The organism is Flavobacteriales bacterium (assembly GCA_016712535.1).
In the GTDB taxonomy this organism is placed as follows: domain Bacteria; phylum Bacteroidota; class Bacteroidia; order Flavobacteriales_F; family PHOS-HE28; genus PHOS-HE28.
In genome coordinates this window covers 1,823,908-1,844,480 of the sequence record JADJQW010000002.1, presented here as the reverse complement: position 1 = coordinate 1,844,480, position 20,573 = coordinate 1,823,908, and the positions used below count along the sequence as shown (strand labels likewise).

Below are 20,573 nucleotides of genomic sequence, written 5' to 3'. Positions count from 1 at the left end.
GCTTCGGCCAGATGTCGAACACCGAGCCCGACCTTTGCGGCGCATGCCCATCGCGATCACCTTCCACGGCGCTGCCGGTACCGTTACCGGGAGCAAGCACCTGCTCGAACTGACACGCACCGATGGCAGCACCGCTCGCGTGCTGCTCGATTGCGGCATGTTCCAAGGCGAAGCCCTCGCGAACAGCAGCGGGAAGGACCGCAACCGTCGCTTCGGCTTCGATCCGGAGACGATCGATGCCGTGGTGCTCAGCCACGCGCACATCGACCACAGCGGCCTGCTGCCGCGCTTGGTGGCCGAAGGCTTCCGGGGGACCATCTGGAGCACGCCGGCCACGCGCGACCTATGCGCCATCATGCTCGAGGACAGCGCGCGCATCCAGGAATACGACTTCACGGATGCCGTGCGCCGCGCAGAGAAGCGCGGCAAGGCCGTGCCCACTGAAGGCCCCTTGTACACCGTGGCCGATGTGCAGCCCACGATGGCACGATTCCAGACATCGGATTACGATGAGCGCCTGGCCATCCTGCCCGGCATCGAGCTCACCTATTCCGATGCCGGGCATATCCTGGGCAGCGCGGCCGTGCACTTATCCATCGACGACGGCGAGCGCAACCTTCGCCTCTCCTTCACCGGCGACGTGGGCCGATATGTGGACCGGTTGCTGCCTGCCCCAGCGCCCTTCCAGCAGGCCGATGCGATCATCTGCGAGAGCACCTACGGCGACCGCGACCATGCCGACATCGCCGAAGCGGAAGAGGAACTGCTGCGGCACGTCACAGAGGTCTGCGTGAAGCGTCGCGGGCGATTGATCATCCCGGCCTTCAGCATCGGCAAGACGCAGGAGATCCTGTACACCTTGAACGCGCTCAGCAACGCGGGCCGATTGCCGCGCATCCCTGTCTTCGTTGACAGCCCCTTGGCCATCAGCGCGACCGGCATCGTCCGGCGCCATGCGGCGCTGTTCCGCCCCGAGGTGCGCGAGGAATTGCATAGCGACCCTGACCTCTTCTCGTTCCCCGGAGTATCGTTCGTTCGGGAATCGGAGCAGAGCAAGCGCTTGAACGGATCGAAGGAGCCCTGCATCATCATCAGCGCCAGCGGCATGATGGAGGCCGGCCGCGTGCGCCACCACTTGCTCCACGCCCTGCCCGATGCGGATAACGCCGTGCTGGCAGTAGGCTTCTGCGCACCGGGCACCCTGGGCCACGAACTGCTCAGCGGCGCGCGGGAAGTGCGGATCTTCGGTGAGCATGTGCCGGTGAATGCCGAGGTGCTGCGCATGGAGTTCTACAGTGCCCACGGCGACCGGAAGGAGCTGCTCCATTATCTCGAATGCCAGGACCCCTCGCGCGTGCGCACCCTCTTCCTGGTGCATGGCGTGGATGGGTCGCGCGCGGCCTTGGCAGAAGAATTCAGGCAACGCGGCTTCGCTGACGTGAAGCTGCCGAAGCTTCGCGAGCGGTTCGAGCTGTGAAGCGGCGACCGGTCACGGCCGGAAGCGCCTTGCACCCCCGCCGAGCTGGCCCGCTTCGCAGTACAGCAGCTCAATGATTGCCGCCGAGCGGCATGATCTTCGCGAACGGAAACCAGAGAAAACCACGGAACATGAACCGCATCCTCCTTCCCCTGACCCTCCTGCTCAGCATCAACGCAGCCGCACAGCAGTTCAAGGTGATCACCATCGTCGAGAGCATCGTGCCCATGGGCCTCGGCCGCTCACGCATCATCGAGAGCACCACTCCGGTGAATGTGGAATCCGCCACCACGGTGCGCACCGATGGGAAGAAAAGCGATCAAGGTGAAGTGGAACGCAGCGATCTGAAGATCGACAGCTTCAAGGAGACCAAGCTCCTGAACTTCTACAGCGGCGTGGGCATCAACTTCCAGAACATCGCCAGCAACGATGCCATGATCGCCGACAAGATGACCAGGCTCACGGGCGAGGGATGGCATCTGGTGCACATCGCCAGCGGCGTGGAGAGCGATGCCGGCAAGGATGACGGCAATGGCATCTTCATCACGCGGTTGTACTTCAAGAAGGACTGAGGCTCAGCAGCTGAACGAACGAAGGGCCCCGCAGAGGGGCCCTTCGCTATTGCATCGTTACCGGACCGGGTGCTCAGAACCGCAGCGTGTACCCCATCACCGGCAGGATCGCCAATTGCGAGACACCTTCAATGCGCTCGGTGCTGCTGTTGTAATAGGAGTACACCACGGTCTGCGCATTGAGCACGTTCTGCACATCGGCCTTGAACTCGTGGCTCACTTTGGCGCGGCCGATGCGGTAGGCCAGCACCAGATCGAGCTTGTGGATGGGATCGCCCTTGAAGCCCATGAGCGCGGTGCTCTCCACCTCGTAGCCGGCGGCCAGCGTGGCGTTCGCATCCAGCGGCGTTTGCCATTGCCCGCCCTGCACGCTGTAACGGGCGCCGGTGGTGAGCACCTTGTCCTTATCAGCCTTGCCCACTTTCCACTCCTTGCCCGCGAGCGCATTGGCCACAGCTCCCAAGCCGAAGCGCGCGTTGTACCAGGTTCCATCAGCCGCGCGGTACCGCGACTCGAAAACCGAGAGCGTGGCCAAGGCATGCCAGCCGCGCGTGAAGAACTTCTCGATGCTGAGCTCAACGCCCGTGTTGTAGCCGATGCCCTTGCTCACCAACGGCTTGTCGGTGTACCACTCCTGCGTGTTGCCCAGCCAGAAAGCGCTGCCTGCCGCATCTTCCACGGGCTGGCTGTAGAGGTTTTGGCAGTAGGCCTCCGCCTTGAACTGCACATCCTCCATGATGAGCTGCTCATAACCAAGCACCGCGTGCGCCGCACGGCTGAGTCCGAGGCTCCGGTTGCGCTGCACCGAGCGGCCTTCACCGTCGGTGGTGCGCACCAGGTGGTTCATCAGGCTCTCGGTCTTGCTGTGCAGGCCGGCTCCGAAGGTGAATGCCCGGGCCGGCGTGCGCTGGTAACGGAGCGCGGCGCGCGGTTCCACGCTGCTCGCCCCATTGAGCGCGTAGTGCAGGAAGTGGACGCCGCTGGTGAGGCTCCACTGCTCGTTCCAGCGCCACTTCCAACTCGCGAAGGCCTGCACGGTCGTTGCTTCTCCTCGCTGGTCCAGGTTCACCTTCATCACGCTATCGGCGCGATCAAAGGTGTTGGCGTACATGCGGAAGCGGTCGAGCGAGAGGATGACCCCGGTGCGCAGCTTGTGGCTGGCATTGATGCGCGTGTTGAGGGTGGTCGAGGCGCGCATGGTGGTGCGGGCGAAGTCGGTCTCATGCCGCAGCACCAGCGGTGATTCGCCGGGCGCTGGCGATTCGGAGTAGTCCACGCCGCTGCCATTGCCGCTGAGGCTGGCGGTGGTGTACAGGAAGTTGTTGCTGCCCAGCAGCAGCGTGTGCGTGATGCCGGCGACGCCCATGCGCGATCCGTACTGCGCGCTGGCGAAGAGCGTGTCGCCCAATTCGCTCTCCTCTTTCTGGTCGATGCCGCTGCGGCCACCGATGCCGAAGAGCGAGAAGGTTCCGGCCTTCGCGGTGGGCAGCTTCAGCTTGAAGGCGGCGTCCGTGTACTTCGGGACACCCTGATAATCGACGATGCCGGCTTGGTCGAGCAGCGATAGCGTGCTGTAGCGGTAGTTCGCGAGATAACTGCCGCCCGGCACGCCGGGGACGGGCCCTTCGGCGGTGAGGTCGGTGCCGAGCACGCCGGCCTTCAGCGTGTATTCCCGTTTGCGGTCGTTGCCATCGCGCAGCTTCATGTCGAAGACGGCGCTGGTGACATTGCCGTACTCGGCTGCGAAGGCGCCGGTGTAGAAATCACTGTTGTCCACCACGTCGCTGTTGAGCACGTTGATGGGGCCGCCGGTGGTGCCGTCGTCGGCGAAGTGGTTCGGATTGGGGATCTCCATGCCTTCGAGGCGCCAGAGCACGCCCTTGGGCGAGTTGCCGCGCACGATGATGGTGTTGTTGCCGGTGGGATCGCCCGATACGCCTGGGAACACGGTGACCATGCGCGCGGGATCGTTGATGCCGCCAGCGATGCGCGAGGTCTCTTCCACGCTGATCTTGCGCGCGCTCATCACCGCCATGTCGTTGCGCACTTCGCCGTGGCCCTTCTTCCCGCTGACCTCCACCTCCTCCAGCTTCACGAGCGACTCCTGAAGGCGGATGTCGAGCACCAATTCCTTGGCCGAGTTCACCAACAGATTGGCGAGGGTCTGCTCCTCGTAGCCGAGCATGCGCACCTGGAGGGCGATGCGCCCCGCGGGGACCTTCTCGAGCGTGAAGCGGCCATCGAGGTCGGTGGTGGCGCCGATCAAGGGGTCGCTGCCGATCAGGAGCACGGTGGCGCCGATCAAGGGCTGGCGGGTGTCGGCATCGACGATGGCGCCGCGCACGGATTGGGTCTGCACCTGCGCCGCGAGGGGGCCGGCCAGGGCAATGAGCATCATGACGATCGATGCACGAAGGATTGCGGAATGCATGGGGATCTGCGGTTGTTTCCCCTGTGACAAGGACCACCTGAGATACCCCTATCCGGTCAGGCAAAAAATCCTCAGCGGCGAGCCCGGTCGCACCTCAGAACCGCACCCCCACGCTGGCTTTCCAGCCCAACCAACCGCTCAAGCGCAATTCATCAACTTGCTCGGAGTAGGCCAGTTCCGCTGGCGGGATCCCGCTCCGGTACAGCCCGGTGAAGGCATCGCGCCAATTGCTCACGAACAGGTTGGCCACCGGACCTGCGGTGATGGCGAAGCGATCCTTGATGAGCACGCCAGGCGAGAGGCTGAAGCGCCCTGCGATGTTCACCGCATCGAACCACTCGCCGGTCTCCACGACCTGTTCCGCAGTGAGGTCGATGTTGGCGAAAAGGTGCTTGCTGAAGCGCGGCTCGAATCCGAAGCCATAGAGGAAGCCCCAGCGCTCCGTGCTGTCTACCGGAGGCGAATAGCCCAGGATGTTGTGGAAGGCCCGTGTGCCGGTACGGATCTGCACGCTCACGGGCAACGCATCGGTCACCACGAGGTCTGCGCGATGGTAACCCTTGAGCGAAACCGTGAGCAGGCCCACCGCGCCACCGCTGAGCGAATCGCTGAGGTTGATGAAGCCCACCTGACCACCGAAGACGCGCCGGCCGAAATTGAGCGCGCCCACCTGCCCCCCTCGGACCGTGCCGGGCACCACGTTGAGGCCGAAGGAGAATTGACCGCCTTCCACCTGCCCGGCGTAATTCAAGCCGAAGCCCACCTGCCCCTTCGACACCGTACCGGGCACCACGTTGGCGCCGATGCTGAATTGGCCACCAGTGACATGACTCGCGTAATTCAAGCCGAAGCCCACCTGCCCTCCGCTCACTTCGCCGGTCGCCACGTTGGCCCCGAACGAGACCTGTCCACCCGTGACGCTTCCCGCATAGTTGGCGCCGAATCCCACTTGCCCTCCGCCCACTTCGCCGAGCGAGACGTTCACGCCGCCACTCACTTGGCCGCCCTTCACCGCCTTGGCATAATTGACCGCGCCGCTGATCTGCGTCTTGTTCACCACGCCAGTCGCGGCATTCAAACCGCCGCTCAATTGAACGCCATCAAGATCGCCGATGGCCACGTTGGCCGCACCGCTCACCTGCGTGCCCGCCATGCCGCGCTTCACCACGTTCACCCCGCCAGCCACCTGCACTCCGCTCAACGTATCCCAAACCGTGTTGGTGATGCCCGCCACCTGCACGCCCTTCATGGCGCGCATGCTGTGGTTCACGCCGCCCGCCAATTGCAGGCCGCGCACCGTGCCGCCCACGAGGTTGCCGATGCCCGCGATCTGCGCGCCTTTCATGTCGTGGCTGAGCACGTTGGCCCCACCGCCGATCTCCAGGCCATCGAGACCGCGCGCATAGCCCGCGAGGATGTTCACGGAGACTTCATTCACCACGGCCCCGGCAATGGGACCGTTGGTGCTCAAGCCCGGCAGCAAGGAGAGCTGGATCGCCCTTCTCTCCGTGAAGCCGAGGTTCTCGGCGAACTGGATGCGCGACGCGGGCACAAGCAGGCGCGCCGTGCCGAGGTCCTCCACGTCGCAACGGTCCCATGCGCAGATCGGATCGATGCGCTCGATGGGCGGTATCGGCCGCAGCGCGATGCGAATCGCCTCTCCGCGCTCCACGAAGACCACGGTATCCTGATACCCGCTGCGGGCGACGAGCAATGGCGTGCGCTCCAGTTCGCCGCTGAGCGCGATGCGGAAGGCACCCTTCGGATCGGTGGCCACCGCGTTGCTCTTGCGCAGCTCGAATACCGTGGCTGCCGGAACAGGAAGGCCGCTCGCGCCGTCGCTGACCTCGCCCCCGATCTCGAACCGCTGCTTGCGGCCCGGCGCGGCCGTGATGATGAGGTGATTGCCGCTTTCCTTCCAGGGAAGGCCTTCGGGAAGAACGCTGTGCATGGCGCGTTGCACGGTCCAATCCACGGCGTTCAGGCTCACCAGGCTATCAGCGGGCACAGCCGCAGCATTGTAGCTCAAACGGAATGCGCCATCCTTCGCGATCAGCGTGAGCACATTGCCCAGTGGCGCGTTCTCCGCACGCACGGTGATGCGGCGCTCGAGGATGCCCTGCGCGCTGCCTGCACATGCACCCAGCGAAAGGAACACGGTCAGTGCGATCCGGTCAGCAGCCTTCACCATCGAGCATATAGTCGTTGCCTTCATGGGTGAGCACCAATCCGAAGGTGTCGGCGATCACGCGCAGGATGGCCTCGATGGGCTCATCGTCGAACTCGGCGGTGAGCGCGCAACGCGCGAGGCCTTCATGCTTGAGGGAGACCTTGACCTTGTAGATGCGCTCGAGTTGACGGGTGACCTCATCGAGCGGTGCCCGATCGAAGTGGATGATGCGCCAGCCCCAGACCTCGGCAGGCGGCGTCGGGGCGCGCTCCAGCAAGTGCCGCGACTTCCGGTACCGCGCATGCTGGCCGGCCGTGAGCGTGAGCGTATCCCTGCCCGCTGCCGCTTGCACCCTGCCGCTGCGCACGCGCACCTCCACGATGTCCGCCGTATCGTAAGCCGAAACGGTGAACGCCGTGCCCAGCACCATGACCTTGACATCACCGGCGTCGATCACGAAGGGGCGAGCTTCGTCGCGCTTCACCTCGAAGTATGCCTCGCCTTTCAGGCTGATAGCGCGCGTGCGGCCCATGCGCGCCTCGATGGACGAAGCGGGCGAGAGGATCACGGAGCTGCTGTCCTCCAACCTTGCTTCAAGCGCATCGCCAGCGGCTGCATAGCGATCGGCCGTTGGCTGAATGAACCAGCGCGCGGCGAGGAGGACACCGCCCACGATCGCTGCGGCGGCTGCCCAGCGCTGCCAGCGGATCCGGCTCAAAGGAATCACGCGCCCCTTCCCTTCGGCTTCCGCGATGCGGCCTTGCACCTTGGCCCAAGCCAGGTCTTCCATGAGCCGGGCCTGGGCTTCGGCCTCTGCTCCAAGCGCCCAAGAACGCCGCTCGGCCTCGGCGCCCTGCGCCCTGGCCCGCTCTTCCGCGGCATTGGCCTCGAAGCCCGCCACGCTGTATGACCAGATGCGCTGCCAGCGATCAAGCTCCTGCGCGTTCGCTTCATCCAGGCGCACCCAAGCCTCTACTTGTGCGCGCTGAAGCGCATTGGCCTCACCGGCCACATACCGCGCCAACAGGTTGCTATCGATGCCGTTCTGATCCATGCTCCCGCAATGTGACAACCGGTCCGACGAATACCCCTATCCCCCACCCTCACCCCACCAGAAGAGCCAGGGCAATAGCGGCACCAGGTCCTTCAGTTCCAGGCGCAAGGACTTGAGCGCGCTGCCCATCTGGTTCTCCACGGTCTTCACGCTGATTCCAAGGCGTTCTGCGATCTCGTGGTACTTCAGGCCTTCGTAGCGGCTCAGCTTGAAGACCTTTCTCCGCTCCTCCGGCAACGATTCGATCGCGGCTTGCACGCGCGCGATCCGCTCGGTGTGCTCATCCTCGCTCAGCATATCGGTCTCCGAGCGATCCTCCACCTCCTCGTTCAACGCACGCACCTTGGCCCCTGCCTTCACGGCATTGAGGCAGCGGTTGCGCACCGATGCATAGAGATAGGCCTTCACGCTGGTGGTCACCTGCACCTTCTCGCGATCAAGCCAGAGCCGGAAGAAGAGATCCTGCACGAGGTCCTCAGCCTTGTCCGCATCCTTCAGGTAGCCGCTGGCGAAGGCGCAGAGCGCGCGGTAGTGCAGGCGGAACAGGGCCTCGAAGGCCATTCGGTCGCCACCGGCGATGGGCGCGAAGTCGGCGTGCATCGGCGCCGAAAGTAGAAGTGCTAGCGCTGAAGGGTCAGGTGGCCGGTACGCGGCTTCACCGCACCGTTCGCGAGGGTGAGCAGCAGCTCGAAGTAATAGGTGCCCTCGCTCAAAGGCTCGCCATTGCGATGTTCTCCTCGGAATGCGCCGCTGGTGGCATCGCCCTCCCAGACCAATTGTCCCCAGCGGTTCCACACGCGCAACTGCGCGCTCACGTAGCCGCCCGGGGGCAGCCTGAAGCCATCGTTCCAGCCATCGCCATTCGGCGTGATGACGTTCGGGAGGTCGGGATCGCAGCCCTCGACGGTAACCTGCGAAACCGCCGAGACCAAGCAGCCGTTCGGATCAGCGGCTGTCACAGTGTAAGTGCCACCGGAAGTGATGATGATGCTGTTGCCCGAAGCACCGGTGCTCCATACCGCATTGGAGTAACCGTCAGGCAAAGCCATCGCGAGGCTGCCGCCTTCGCACAGCACGGTATCCGCGAGCACCGGATGCTGTGGTGATACCACGACGATGGTGACCGACAATAAGCTGCCCGCGCAACCACCAATGGACGGGACAACCAGATACTCGCCGCCATCTGCAGCATCGGCCGAACCGATGCTCAGCACGGCTCCCGTGATCAGCGTGCCTTCCGGTGTAGCCCATGCACCGGTAGGGTCGCCCGTGCCGGTCAACCAGAGCTCGAATGGAGCACCCATGCATACCGGCGATGTCGCATTCACCTGCGCATCATTCGGCGTCGGCGTCACATTCAACGCAATGGGCAGCGCTTCAGATGAGCAGGCGCCTTCGGTCTGCACCACATGGAAAAACGCACTGTCCTGCGGCTGATCGAAGAACCACTGCGCGCCCGTATGCACCGATTGGGAAAGCCCGGCATCGGCGTACCACGTGAACGTGCCGGACCCATTGGCGAGGAGCATTGCATCCTGCCCAAGGCAGATGGTGGCGCCTGTTACGCTGAGCGGATCGGTGAAGGTGAAGACGGCGACGAGCGCGGTATCGCTGGTGAAGCAGCCCGTCGCGTCAGACGCGATCAGGATCACCTCGCCAGCAGAACCGGTCATGAAGGTCGATTGGGAGGATCCATCGGACCAGCTCGGTGATGCAAAGCCCGCAGGAACGTTGAAGGTGGCGGAGCCGCTTGGGCAGATCAACGTGTCGTTGCCGATAGAGAGCGCACCCGCAGCATTCACGGTGAATACGAACGAAGCGCTCGTTGGCGCGCAGCCGGGATTGACCGCCCACACGGTGTATTCGCCATCCGCCGCGAACGTGACGGGATCGATCACGAGCGGATTCCCGGCCACAGACCCGGTCGGAGTGGTCCACGAATAGAGCATGGCTCCCGGATTCACTGGTGCGATGCTGACGCTGTCGCCCGTGCAGCCGCTGAACGGCCCGTTGATCACCGGCGCATCCGGTGGCTCGCTCACGATGAGATCGACCTGGATCGATCCGCTTCCGCATTGCCCCACGATCTGCTCCACCCACACGGTCATGCCCTGTTGCGCGGTGCCGAGGTCGAGCGTATTGCCCGTGCCGATCACCTGCGTCTGCGCCGCATCGGCGTACCACGTGATCTGCGGGATACCGCTCACCACGGCGATCATGGGATCACCGGCGCAGAAAGCCGTGTCAACCAGTGCGAGCGCATCGAACTCCGGCAGCACCTCGACCGTGGTGTACAAGGAATCGCGGCAACCGTTGGGATCGGCCACCACCAGCAGGAAGGTGCCGGCGGTATCCACGGTGATGGACTGGCTGAAGATCAGCCCGGGCTCCCAGTAGTAGATAGCGTTGCCGCCGATGGCCATCAAGGCGACCTCATCGCCGGGACAGAGGGTGAACGGGCCTGGCACCACCAGGTCCGCGCTTGCCGTGTTGCCGTAGATCTCGACGCTGAGCACCGTGGTGATCCCGCATGCGTTCACCTCACAGGTGTAGATGCCGGGCTGCGTCACAGTCTGCTCCGTGGCGGTGCTGCCCGCGAAAGGCGCCCACCATTGCAGGGTGGACTCACTGGTGGTGACCACTTGCAATGTGCTGGTCTCGCCAGGCTCGCAGATCACATTGTCCGGGATCACGTTCAGGAAGGGCGTGGCGTAGTCGGTGATCAGGATCGGGTTGCTGGTGACGCGACAACCGAGCGTATCGGTCATCTCCAGGTAGTAGAAGCCCTGCTGGGAGGAGTAGATGCTGTCGTTGTACTGGCTGAGCGGGCCCAGCGGCCCGAACCACTGCCAATCGCTGCCGGGAGCATCGGTCCAGACCATGGCTGAATCGTTGGGGCAGATGATGCCATCGAGCGGGTCCACGAAGAGCGGCGGCAGCGGGTTCCAAGACACGGCCACGCTGGTCTGGCCGAAGCCGACGCACCCTTGCGGGGAGATCGTGCTGCCCGTGAAGTAGTAGTCGCCGGCCATCACCACCCAAGCGGTATCGCCGCTGAGGGCAACGATGCCGAGCCCGGTCCAACCGGTGGTGGTGCAATTGGCGCAGCTGCCCGTGATCGCAAGGGTATCGCCCGGGCAGATGAGGGCGCCGGGCGAGACATCGATCACCGGCTCGGTGCTCTCGTACGGGATCACATACACGCTATCGATGCCCGTCACGAACAGGGTATCCTCACCACAGGGTGCATTGGTGAGCATGAACCCGAATCGGTTCACGTACCAGCCTTCGCCCTGCACCGCGTAGTTACAGGTGAAGCCCAGCAAATCGTTCACGGTCGGGGTCCATGCGCCGTTCTGAGTGCACCGGTAGAAAGGCTTCACACCATAGGTGAGGCCCGATGGCTGTCCATTCAGCGTGAGTTGCGCCTCCACTTGCAGCAGCAAGGACACTCCAGGGCACATGCTGATCGTATCGTTCTGGTCGACGTCCTGCGGGTAATTGGAGGTCAGTTCGATATCGAATGGCGGCAAGGGCCCCACCGGATTGATCACGACGCTCACCGAAGCGAAGCGCTGGCACCCGTTGGGCGAGGTGGCAATGACCACGTAGAGCCCGCTGGCCACGGCCTGCGCCGAATCGGAATTGGAGAGCACGCCGCCTTGCAGGATCCATTGCACCGTATTGCCCGGCTCCAGCCCAGTGGCCCAGAGCCAGGGCTGCTGCGGCTCGCAAACCTCGATGGGAAGCGCGTCGATGGCCTCGGTGTTCACCACCACGTCGTCACTGATCAGCGGCTTGGGCGGATTGGGCTCCACGCTGATATGCACCGAATCGCGCCAGGTATAGCACTGCAACCCGATGCTCACATCGACCCAATACCAGCCGCTGATCGCCGTGACGATTTCGTGCGCGGTGGCGCCCGTGCTCCAGAGGAAACGGTAATCCGGCGCGTTGTGCCTGACCGAAGTATCGGGATCGAAGGCGGTGAAGGTGTGCGCCCTGAGCGTCGCCTGAACGCATGCATGGATCGAATCCGGGCCCAACTCCCCCTGCTCACCCCTGCGGATCACGGGCAGCCTGAAGCTGCGGTCGCAATCGGTGCCGCTGCGCTCGTACGGATCGTGCGGCTCGCGCCCATCGAGGTAGCCGCGCGCGATGAAGCCATCCTTGAGCGCCGAGCCCCGCAGGAAACTGTAGTTCGGATAATTCGCATCGGTGCAATAGCCCGGCGGCGCCTCGGCCGATTCGCCGCCCGCAATGGGCCAGATGGAGAAGAGGCCATCCGAGGGGAGGCTCAGCACATGCTCGAAGGACCCCGCGAAGACCGGCTCGCCATCGCTGGCATGAACGATTCCGCCGGGCACCTTCTCCCCGATGCCCGCGAACTGCTGGGCCTGCTTGAAGTCGAGGTCGCTGGTCTGGAAGCGCGCGATGTAAAGGTCCCAGACGCCGGAGGAAAGAAAGCTGCTCGCGCCGTACTGGCTGATGAATCCGGTGAGCTGGCAGGTGAAGCGGCCGAACACGGCCACGTCCTCATCCTGCACGGAGAGCGCGCGCGTGTTCAGGGCGAACTCGCTGCCCCAGGTCTTGTGCGCGATGAGCTCGCCATCGAGGCCCACCTTCAGGAGGTAGGAGCTGCGCGCCTCAACTGGCGTGAAGAGATCAGGCTGCGAATCGAGGAAGATCACCGTGCCTTGCACGTCTCCCACGAGCATCAGGTAACTGTCGGCCACCAGCAGCATCTCGAACACCTGGTTGTAGGTGCCGCCGCCGAACACGCGGAACCAATCCTCCGTGCCCGATGGGGTGAAGCGCGCGAGGAAGACCGCGCTGAACATCGCGTTCTCATGCACGTTTCCTGCAAGAGTGAGCGTATCCGTGAACTGGCCGGTGAGGTAGAGGTTGCCCTCGGCATCGTGCTCCACGTCCATGCCACGATCGGCGAACTCGGCGGCCCCATGCACGATCCAGAGCGGCGTGCCATCACCCGTATAAGTGGCCAGGAAGATGTCCACGCTCGGTAGTCCGGTGTCCGGGTCCGTGGTACTGGTGAGGCTGCCCTGATCGAAGATTGCCGTGCCGCGGAACTCACCCGCCACCGCGATGCTGCCATCAGGCCCCACGCTCACGCCATTGGGCTGATCAACGCCGTTGGCGCCGCCGCCGCTCCGCGCCCAAAGCACCTCGCCATCGGCCTGCCCCATCTTCAGCACGAAGCAATCCTGCGTGCCGGCCTGGGAGATGAGGCTCGAAGCGCCGAAGTTCACCGCGCCCATGTATTGTCCCACCACGGCAATGCCGCCATCGGCGGTGATCTCGAGCTTGATGGCACGGTCGAGGCCGGGGCCGCCGAAGCTGTGCGCCCAGAGCAGCGATCCATCGGCGCTGTACTTCGCCACCATGGCATCGAGGCTCCCGTTGCTGATGAGCGTGGCGCCTGCCAGGTTGATGTTGCCGCCGAACTCGCCTGCAACGAACAGATTGCCATCAAGGTCTACCGCGACATCACTGAAAGCATCGTTGCTCCAGGAACCCACGCGGCGCGCCCAATGGTCCTGGCCAACTACGCTCGTTGCAGCGAGCATAAGCTTGGTGAGCACAAGAAGGATCTGTGGCCTGGTCATTGCATCCGCAGGGTGAAGATACCCGAAGGACTTCGATTGCTGCCTGCTACCAGAGCGGCCATCGGCATTCGGCCGCCTCACTCATTCACATATGCCCAGCGCAGAACCTCCCATTCGTTGCTCAACCAGCTGCGGTCCGGGAAAACCCAATGGCTGCGCGCGTACTTCGCCAGGAAGAGCCTCAGTTCAGAGGTCTTGAAGTGCCGCACCTGGAGCAAACAGCGGCGCTTCGGATCATCGGGCACCTCGAAGGGCGGCATCCAAGGGCCGGCAGCGTGCATGCGGGCAAGGATAACGCTTCGGTCATTCCTTCAGTCTGATCCTGAACTCATGGACGTTCTGGCGTAACGCACGAACTTCACCTGCCAGAAGCGCCGTTCCCGATGTGCGGAGCGGGGGTTGATAGGCGAGACATCGCCAGTGGCTCACGAGCCCATTTCGCTCCGCTCTTGGTCACCGGCTACCAACACAAGCATAGCACCATGGACCTCAACAAATTCACCATCCGCTCCCAGCAGGCCATCCAACAGGCGCAGACCATCGCCACCGGATACGGCCAGCAGATGCTTGAGAACGGACACCTGCTCAAGGGCATCCTGGAAGTGGATCCCGATGTGACGCCCTTCCTGCTGAAGAAGCTCAATGTGAACGTGCCGGCGATGACCCAGGCGCTGGACCGCATCGTGCAGGGCTATCCGAAAGTGAGCGGTGGGCAGATCAGCCTTTCGCGTTACAGCAGCGATGCGCTCACCAAGGCCCTGGCCGCGCTGAAGGAGTTCGGCGATGAGTTCGCCAGCGTGGAGCACATGCTCATCGGCATCCTCGACAGCGGCGATACCGTGAGCCAATTGCTGAAGGACAACGGCGTCACCAAGAAGGATTTGATCGCGGCGATCAAGGACCTGCGCAAGGGCGGCAAGGTGACCAGCCAGAGCCAGGAGGAGACCTACAACGCGCTGAACAAGTACGCCAAGAACCTCAACCAGCTCGCCAAGGACAACAAGCTCGATCCCGTCATCGGCCGCGACGAGGAGATCCGCCGCGTGCTGCAGATCCTCAGCCGCCGCACCAAGAACAACCCGATCCTGATCGGTGAGCCCGGCGTGGGCAAGACCGCCATCGCCGAGGGCATCGCCCAGCGCATCGTCAGCGGTGACATCCCCGAGGACCTGCAAGGGAAGCAGGTGTACGCGCTCGACATCGCTGCGCTCATTGCCGGCGCGAAGTACAAGGGCGAATTCGAGGAGCGACTCAAAGCCGTGGTGAAAGAAGTGATCGCCTCGGAAGGCACCGTCATCCTCTTCATCGACGAGATCCACACGCTCGTTGGCGCGGGCGGCGGCGAAGGCGCCATGGACGCGGCCAACATCCTGAAGCCCGCCCTGGCCCGCGGTGAGCTGCGCAGCATCGGCGCCACCACGCTCAACGAGTACCAGAAGTACTTCGAGAAGGACAAGGCCCTGGAGCGCCGCTTCCAGAAGGTGATGGTGGATGAGCCCAACCGCGAGGACGCCATCTCCATCCTGCGCGGCCTGAAGGAGAAGTACGAGAGCCACCACAAGGTGCTCATCAAGGACGCCGCGATCATCGCCGCCGTGGAGCTGAGCACGCGCTACATCGCCGATCGTTTCCTACCGGACAAGGCCATCGACCTCATCGACGAGGCCGCGAGCAAACTGCGCATGGAGATCAACTCCAAGCCCGAGGAGCTCGACGAGATCGACCGCCGCATCATGCAACTGGAGATCGAGCGCGAGGCCATCAAGCGCGAGAACGACGAGCCGAAGCTCGCCGAGATCAACAAGGAACTGGCCGAGCTGGGCGGACGCCGCGACGGCTTCAAGGCCCGCTGGGAGAGCGAGCGTGCGCTGGTGGAGCGCATCAACAGCGCCAAGGACAAGATTGAGGAGCTGAAGCACCAGGCCGCGCAGTTCGAGCGCGAAGGCGACTTCGGCAAGGTGGCCGAGATCCGCTACGGCCGCATCCAGGAGACCGAGAAGGAATTGCTCACGGCAAAGGATGAGCTGCTCCTGATGCAGGCGGACAGCAAGATGATCAAGGAGGAAGTGGACGTGGAGGAGATCGCCGCCGTGGTGAGCCGCTGGACGGGCGTGCCCGTCACCCGCATGCTCGAAGCCGAGCGCAGCAAACTGCTGAAGCTGGAGGACGAGCTGCACAAGCGCGTGATCGGTCAGGACGAAGCCGTGCGCGCCGTGGCCGACGCCGTTCGCCGCAGCCGCGCCGGCATGGGCGATGAGAAGCGGCCCATCGGCTCATTCATCTTCCTCGGCACCACGGGCGTGGGCAAGACCGAATTGGCGAAAGCGCTCAGCGAGATCCTCTTCAACGACGAGCACGCCATGACGCGCATCGACATGAGCGAGTACCAGGAGCGCCACAGCGTCTCCCGCCTCGTGGGCGCGCCTCCGGGCTACGTGGGCTACGATGAAGGCGGCCAACTCACCGAGGCTGTGCGCCGCAAGCCCTACAGCGTGGTGCTGCTCGACGAGATCGAAAAAGCGCACCCCGACGTATGGAACATCCTGCTGCAAGTGCTCGACGACGGCCGCCTCACCGACAACAAGGGCCGCGTGGTGAACTTCAAGAACACCATCATCATCATGACGAGCAACATCGGCTCGCACATCATCCAGGAGAACTTCGAAGGCGCGAAGGACAAGGTGACGGATGAGGTGATCGACCGCACGCGCGATCAGGTGATGGACCTGCTGCGCAAGACCGTGCGCCCCGAGTTCCTCAACCGCGTGGACGAGCTGATCATGTTCCGTCCGCTGAGCCCGAGCGACGTGCGCGAGATCGTGAAGCTGCAGCTGCACCTGCTCATGCAGAAGCTGGAGGAGAAGGACATCCACCTCATCCCGAGCGAGGAGCTGATCGCCCACATCTCCACCACCGGCTTCGATCCTCAATTCGGTGCACGGCCGATCAAGCGCATGATCCAGAAGGAACTGCTCAACGAGTTGAGCAAGCAGATCATCGCAGGTACGCTGGAGACCGGCAAACCGCAAGTGATCGACGTGTTCGATGGGAAGATCGTGCTGCGGAAGCCCGTGGATGCGAAGGAGGCGGAGAAGGCGAACGGGAACGGGAAGGCCCGGAAGAGCAAGGCGGAGGTTTGACCTGGTAGTCATACCAGAACAGCGAAGGCTCCATTTTCGGAGCCTTCGCTGTTCCGAACAAGACCGCATCATTCAATCCCTGATGCAACGCAGACAGAAACCATCCCTCTTTGCGCTGTTGAACCTGTAGACACCTGCATCGTTGCCGTCCAGGGTGCGGTACCAAGCGTCCTCTGCACCACTCTCCGAGACACTCCACCAGAAACCGGCGTTGCCAAGGTAGTTGAAGGCGCCATTGGCGTTGGTGCGGAAGCCGCCCGGAAGGCCTGAGAAGCCGCTTTCGTTGGTAGCGCCAGTATTGGGGGCAACCCATAGAGTGGTGGCCTTCATTTTACCGCCAACGTTCTGCGCCGCCCCCCTGAAGCTTGTGTTGCTCACCTCGCCAGCAGGCATGCCCAGAGTGAGTTCCAACTGTTGCCACTCCGCATCGGTAGGCACATGCCAGCCTTGGGGGCAGATGTTGGTGTTGGTGGCGACATACCAATTGTAGAGCTTGCCATAGATGGCACTGGCCGGGCTATTGTTATAGTAACACCAAGCGTCGCTGCTCAGTTGGCTCCAGGCCGCGCCGTCTGTTACATTCGGTATATCAGTTCCATCATTGTTCCGCGTGGTCTTCAGGTTCTCTGCCATCCAGCACTGCCCGCCGATCCGCACGCTGCGGTAAACATTCCCATCAACATCCGTCACTGTGGGCGACTCCGAACAAGCAAGACCCGCGAACAACGCGAAGGTGCGCGTCGCCGAAGCCACCGGCACCTCATCGATGGCCGCGCTGTGCGCGATGCCAGCGTCCGTCGCATAGCCGATGTAACGCAATTCGTCACCGGGCATCCAGGTGAACAAGGAGCGATCGTCTTTCGCCCTGCCGCTTCCCCACAGTCCATTGTACTGCAGGTCCGATGCACCCTGGCCTTCCGCTGCCATCAGGCGAACGGTGCGGCTCACAGCACTCTGCCGCGCCATCAGCAAGTGCATCCCGGGCTGCCCGCAATCGATGCGGAAGCGGTGTACTCCTTCCGCCACCTCGAGCGTATGGCTCTTCAACAAGCGTCCTGTGGCATCCTGGAGGGTGAGCAACAGTTCGCCACTTGTTGCACTGAGCGCCACCTCCGTGCTGCCCACAAAGGGATTCGGCCAGCCCTGCATAGTCATGGCTGACTGGTTCCCTCGCGCAATACCTGTGGTGCCGTCGAGCACCAGCACATTGTCCGGGAAATAGACCATGGTGTCTCCACCGGCCGTCAGGTTCATCACGAGGATGCTGTCCAACGGTATGGGCAAAGCATTCAGTGTGCCTTCAAAGGTGATGGTGATGACCTGGGACCTCACCTGGCTGATGAAGGAGATGACCACGAGCACAAGGGTCGAAAAGCGTTTCATGGCGACGGGTAGGTGGAGCCAAAATATTCGGAATCGATATACAGTGAGCTAAGGTCAACCGCCGGGACCTTTATTTCTCGGCCGAGCTGATCATGCTCCGTCGGCTGAGCCGACGTGATGTGCACGAGATCGTGAAGCTGCATCTGCATAGGCTGATTCACAAACTGGAGGAGAAGGACATCCACCTCATCCCCAGCGAGCCTGCCTGCCGTATGGCAGGGAGTTGATCGCACACATCTCCACCACCGGCTTCGATCCGCAGTTCGGTGCGCGGCCCATCAAGCGCATGATCCAAAAGGAGCTGCTGAACGAGTTGAGCAAGCAGATCATCGCGGGCACGCTGGAGACCGGCAAGCCGCAGGTGATCGATGTGTTCGATGGGAAGATCGTGCTGCGGAAGCCGATAGATGAGAAGGAGAAGAACGGGAAGGGGAAGAAGGAAAAGGCCAACGTGTGAGCGGTTCTGGACCATGGAATTGAATGAGGCCCCGATGGGGGCCTCATTCATTCGCACATCCATGGATCATCGTCCTCTCATCCAACCTCAATGCATCGTCCTGCAGTAAGCTCTGAAGACGCCATACATCAATCCATCACGCAACGGACCGACAGTCCGACAGGATAGACAACATGGATCGCGTCAACCCCAGCGCTGCCATTATGTATCGATCGTGTCCTTGCATAGTTGCCTCCGACATCTGTTGCCGTCCACCACCAAGCCTCTTGCACCAAGGTCACAAAAGGCCCGTCCAGGTTCCTTCTGCCTGCTGCGATACCGGAGAAACCGCTCTCGTTCGTAGCAGGCATGGTGCCGATCCAGAATTGGTTACCCGTGGTCCTCAACTTCAGGCCGACCTGTTCACCAATTCCTCGATTCCCAGTGAGCTCCAAGTCCTCAACGGGCATGCCCATTCCCAGTTCCATGGTCTGCCAGTCCAATTCCGTCGGCACGTGCCATCCGCTCGGGCAAATGTTGCGCGGATCATTCACCGCGTACCAGTTGTACAACTTGCCTATGATCGTATCGAAGTTCGGGTCGTTGTTGTAGAGGCACCAGGCCCCTTCTTCCGGAGCGGTCCAGCCCCACCCAGCGGGTTCGGTTGAATTGGGTATGGGGTCACCATTCGCATAGGAGGACGAACGCAGGTTCTCGGCCATCCACACTTGCGTCCCGATGGCCACCGTCGCATAGCTGTTGCCATCCTGATCGGTCACTGAGCCATAGGTGATGTCCTCATTCAGTGGTGTGCTAGGGAGTGTCATGAAACTGGTCTGATTGCCGTAGGCCGTCCCTTGGGCATTGGTGACGAAAGCCCGCGCATAGTAAGTGACCTCCGGTTGCAGTCCAACGACCCATGCATAGAACAGCCCGGCGCTACCGGATGCGGTGACGAATTCCCCTCCGAGGTCGGGGAGAGGTTCAGTACCATAGCAGATACCCCGAGAAGTGACCGGTGAGTCGCCGATATCCCCAACATAACCCCGGCAATTCGCCGCCATGGAGTGCACCGAAAGGGGTGGCATGGTAGCCACCAAGCCCGTTCCTTCCGGACCTGCCGGGCTGTAGGTGACGCTATCAATGATCGAAAAAGGAAAGGCCTGCACACTGCCGTCCGTTCGATGCACACGCAACTGGGCAGGTGGCGGCTCCAATTGGTTCACCACACTGTCGATCTCCGACATGCTCACCTGTGTGACAGGTGGTGACCCAGTGTTCCGGTGGATGTTCAAGCTGCCTTGGGCATGCAGAGTGACAGTGCAGCTAAGAAGCCAGGAAGTAATGAGGATCCGGTTCATCGTGCTCTGATTCGCGGGTTCAATGCAGGACGATCACTTGAAGCGTGGCAGAACGCGGACCTTGGACCACACGGACGAGGTAGTTTCCATCGGCCACCAGCATGCCTTGGGCATCTCGTCCGTCCCAGACGAGTTCATGCCTTCCAGCGGGCAATGGCCCTTTGCTAACGGTCGAAACAAGCCCACCCCGCAAATCCCTTATTGTCACCTCCACCTCTCCGCTCCCATTCGCCACGATCCCGATGCGCAACTCCCCATTGCTTGGGTTGGGGAAAACCTTGACCGGCTCAAGAACGAAGGACCCCTCGGGCATATCTGTCGAGATGTCCGTGAACTGGTACTTGGCCAAACTGCTGAGGTTCCAGATGTAGGTAGTGCCATCCCATAAGAAGACACGCATGTCGGCGCCCTCGATGTCCGTGCTGCGAACATCGGTCACAGCATGACTGACCAACGAGCCATCCGTGAAACGGTAGGTGACATACTGGGCTTGCGCAACCTGAAAGCAGAACAGTCCGGATGCTGCGAGTGCGAATGATCTGGTCATGCTGGATGCCATATGCGTTCAAAGCTAGGAGATCAACATTTGCAGAATAGGTTTGACCTAGAATCCAAAACCGCACGATCAAGCGAAGCAGCTCGAAGAGAAGGGCATCAACCAGATTCCCATCGAGGAAGGACTCGAGCACATTGGATCGGCCGGCTTCGACCCGCAGTTTGGTGCCCGACCGGTGAAGCGCCTGATCCAGAAGGAGCTCCTCAATGAGATGAGCCGTCAGATCATCGCAGGCACGCTCGAACCCGGCGTGGAACAGGTGATCGATGTGTTCGATGGGAAGATCGTGCTGCGGAAGCCGATTGATGAGAAGGAGAACGGCAAGGGGAAGAAGAAGGCGAAGGCGGAGGCGTGATCCCGATGCGA

General features: G+C 62.5%; 14 protein-coding genes. 5 read left to right on the top strand and 9 right to left on the bottom strand.

What is annotated here, in order from left to right; all coding sequences use genetic code 11:
* The first annotated feature begins 49 nt into the window (after positions 1-49).
* Together IPK70_07545 and IPK70_07540 are read left to right on the top strand one after the other, a co-directional pair.
* Positions 50-1,477 carry an MBL fold metallo-hydrolase gene (locus tag IPK70_07545; protein ID MBK8227015.1) on the top strand — a complete coding sequence of 476 codons (1,428 nt, stop codon included), beginning with the start codon at positions 50-52 and terminating at the stop codon, positions 1,475-1,477.
* A gap of 131 nt (positions 1,478-1,608) precedes the next feature.
* Positions 1,609-2,049 carry a hypothetical protein gene (locus IPK70_07540; GenBank protein ID MBK8227014.1) on the top strand — a complete coding sequence of 147 codons (441 nt, stop codon included), beginning with the start codon at positions 1,609-1,611 and terminating at the stop codon, positions 2,047-2,049.
* Between the two features lie 73 nt (positions 2,050-2,122).
* Here IPK70_07540 and IPK70_07535 read toward each other — a convergent pair whose 3' ends face one another.
* The 6 genes from IPK70_07535 to IPK70_07510 form a co-directional block, all read right to left on the bottom strand.
* On the bottom strand, positions 2,123-4,447 hold the full coding sequence (locus tag IPK70_07535) for a TonB-dependent receptor (GenBank protein ID MBK8227013.1): 2,325 nt from the start codon (positions 4,445-4,447) through the stop codon (positions 2,123-2,125).
* Positions 4,448-4,574: 127 nt separating this feature from the next.
* Entirely contained in the window at positions 4,575-6,671 is a 2,097-nt protein-coding gene (locus tag IPK70_07530) for a hypothetical protein (protein MBK8227012.1), read from the bottom strand.
* Positions 6,655-7,704 carry a FecR domain-containing protein gene (locus tag IPK70_07525; protein ID MBK8227011.1) on the bottom strand — a complete coding sequence of 350 codons (1,050 nt, stop codon included), beginning with the start codon at positions 7,702-7,704 and terminating at the stop codon, positions 6,655-6,657. Before IPK70_07525 ends, IPK70_07530 begins: the two co-directional genes overlap by 17 nt.
* Positions 7,705-7,740: 36 nt before the next feature.
* Positions 7,741-8,304 carry an RNA polymerase sigma-70 factor gene (locus IPK70_07520; GenBank protein ID MBK8227010.1) on the bottom strand — a complete coding sequence of 188 codons (564 nt, stop codon included), beginning with the start codon at positions 8,302-8,304 and terminating at the stop codon, positions 7,741-7,743.
* A gap of 20 nt (positions 8,305-8,324) precedes the next feature.
* Positions 8,325-13,331 carry a gliding motility-associated C-terminal domain-containing protein gene (locus IPK70_07515; GenBank protein MBK8227009.1) on the bottom strand — a complete coding sequence of 1,669 codons (5,007 nt, stop codon included), beginning with the start codon at positions 13,329-13,331 and terminating at the stop codon, positions 8,325-8,327.
* A gap of 77 nt (positions 13,332-13,408) precedes the next feature.
* A complete protein-coding gene (locus IPK70_07510; protein ID MBK8227008.1) occupies positions 13,409-13,612 on the bottom strand; it encodes a hypothetical protein in 204 nt (67 codons plus the stop codon).
* A 201-nt stretch (positions 13,613-13,813) separates the two neighbouring features.
* Here IPK70_07510 and clpB point away from each other — a divergent pair, with 201 nt between their 5' ends.
* Positions 13,814-16,471, top strand: a complete 2,658-nt coding sequence (clpB, locus tag IPK70_07505) for an ATP-dependent chaperone ClpB (GenBank protein ID MBK8227007.1) — start codon at positions 13,814-13,816, stop codon at positions 16,469-16,471.
* A 72-nt stretch (positions 16,472-16,543) separates the two neighbouring features.
* Here clpB and IPK70_07500 read toward each other — a convergent pair whose 3' ends face one another.
* The gene (locus IPK70_07500) at positions 16,544-17,854 is read right to left on the bottom strand and encodes a fibrobacter succinogenes major paralogous domain-containing protein (protein ID MBK8227006.1); all 1,311 of its coding nucleotides are present in this window, start codon (positions 17,852-17,854) and stop codon (positions 16,544-16,546) included.
* Positions 17,855-18,077: 223 nt separating this feature from the next.
* Here IPK70_07500 and IPK70_07495 point away from each other — a divergent pair, with 223 nt between their 5' ends.
* Positions 18,078-18,311 (top strand): hypothetical protein, encoded by a 234-nt coding sequence (locus IPK70_07495; protein ID MBK8227005.1) that lies wholly within the window; start codon positions 18,078-18,080, stop codon positions 18,309-18,311.
* Positions 18,312-18,439: 128 nt separating this feature from the next.
* Here the strand turns inward: IPK70_07495 and IPK70_07490 are convergent, their stop codons facing one another.
* Together IPK70_07490 and IPK70_07485 are read right to left on the bottom strand one after the other, a co-directional pair.
* A complete protein-coding gene (locus IPK70_07490) occupies positions 18,440-19,651 on the bottom strand; it encodes a fibrobacter succinogenes major paralogous domain-containing protein (GenBank protein MBK8227004.1) in 1,212 nt (403 codons plus the stop codon).
* 19 nt (positions 19,652-19,670) lie between these two features.
* Positions 19,671-20,198, bottom strand: a complete 528-nt coding sequence (locus IPK70_07485) for a T9SS type A sorting domain-containing protein (GenBank protein ID MBK8227003.1) — start codon at positions 20,196-20,198, stop codon at positions 19,671-19,673.
* 106 nt (positions 20,199-20,304) lie between these two features.
* Between IPK70_07485 and IPK70_07480 the strand changes: the two genes are divergently transcribed.
* The gene (locus tag IPK70_07480) at positions 20,305-20,562 is read left to right on the top strand and encodes a hypothetical protein (GenBank protein ID MBK8227002.1); all 258 of its coding nucleotides are present in this window, start codon (positions 20,305-20,307) and stop codon (positions 20,560-20,562) included.
* Positions 20,563-20,573: the final 11 nt, after the last annotated feature.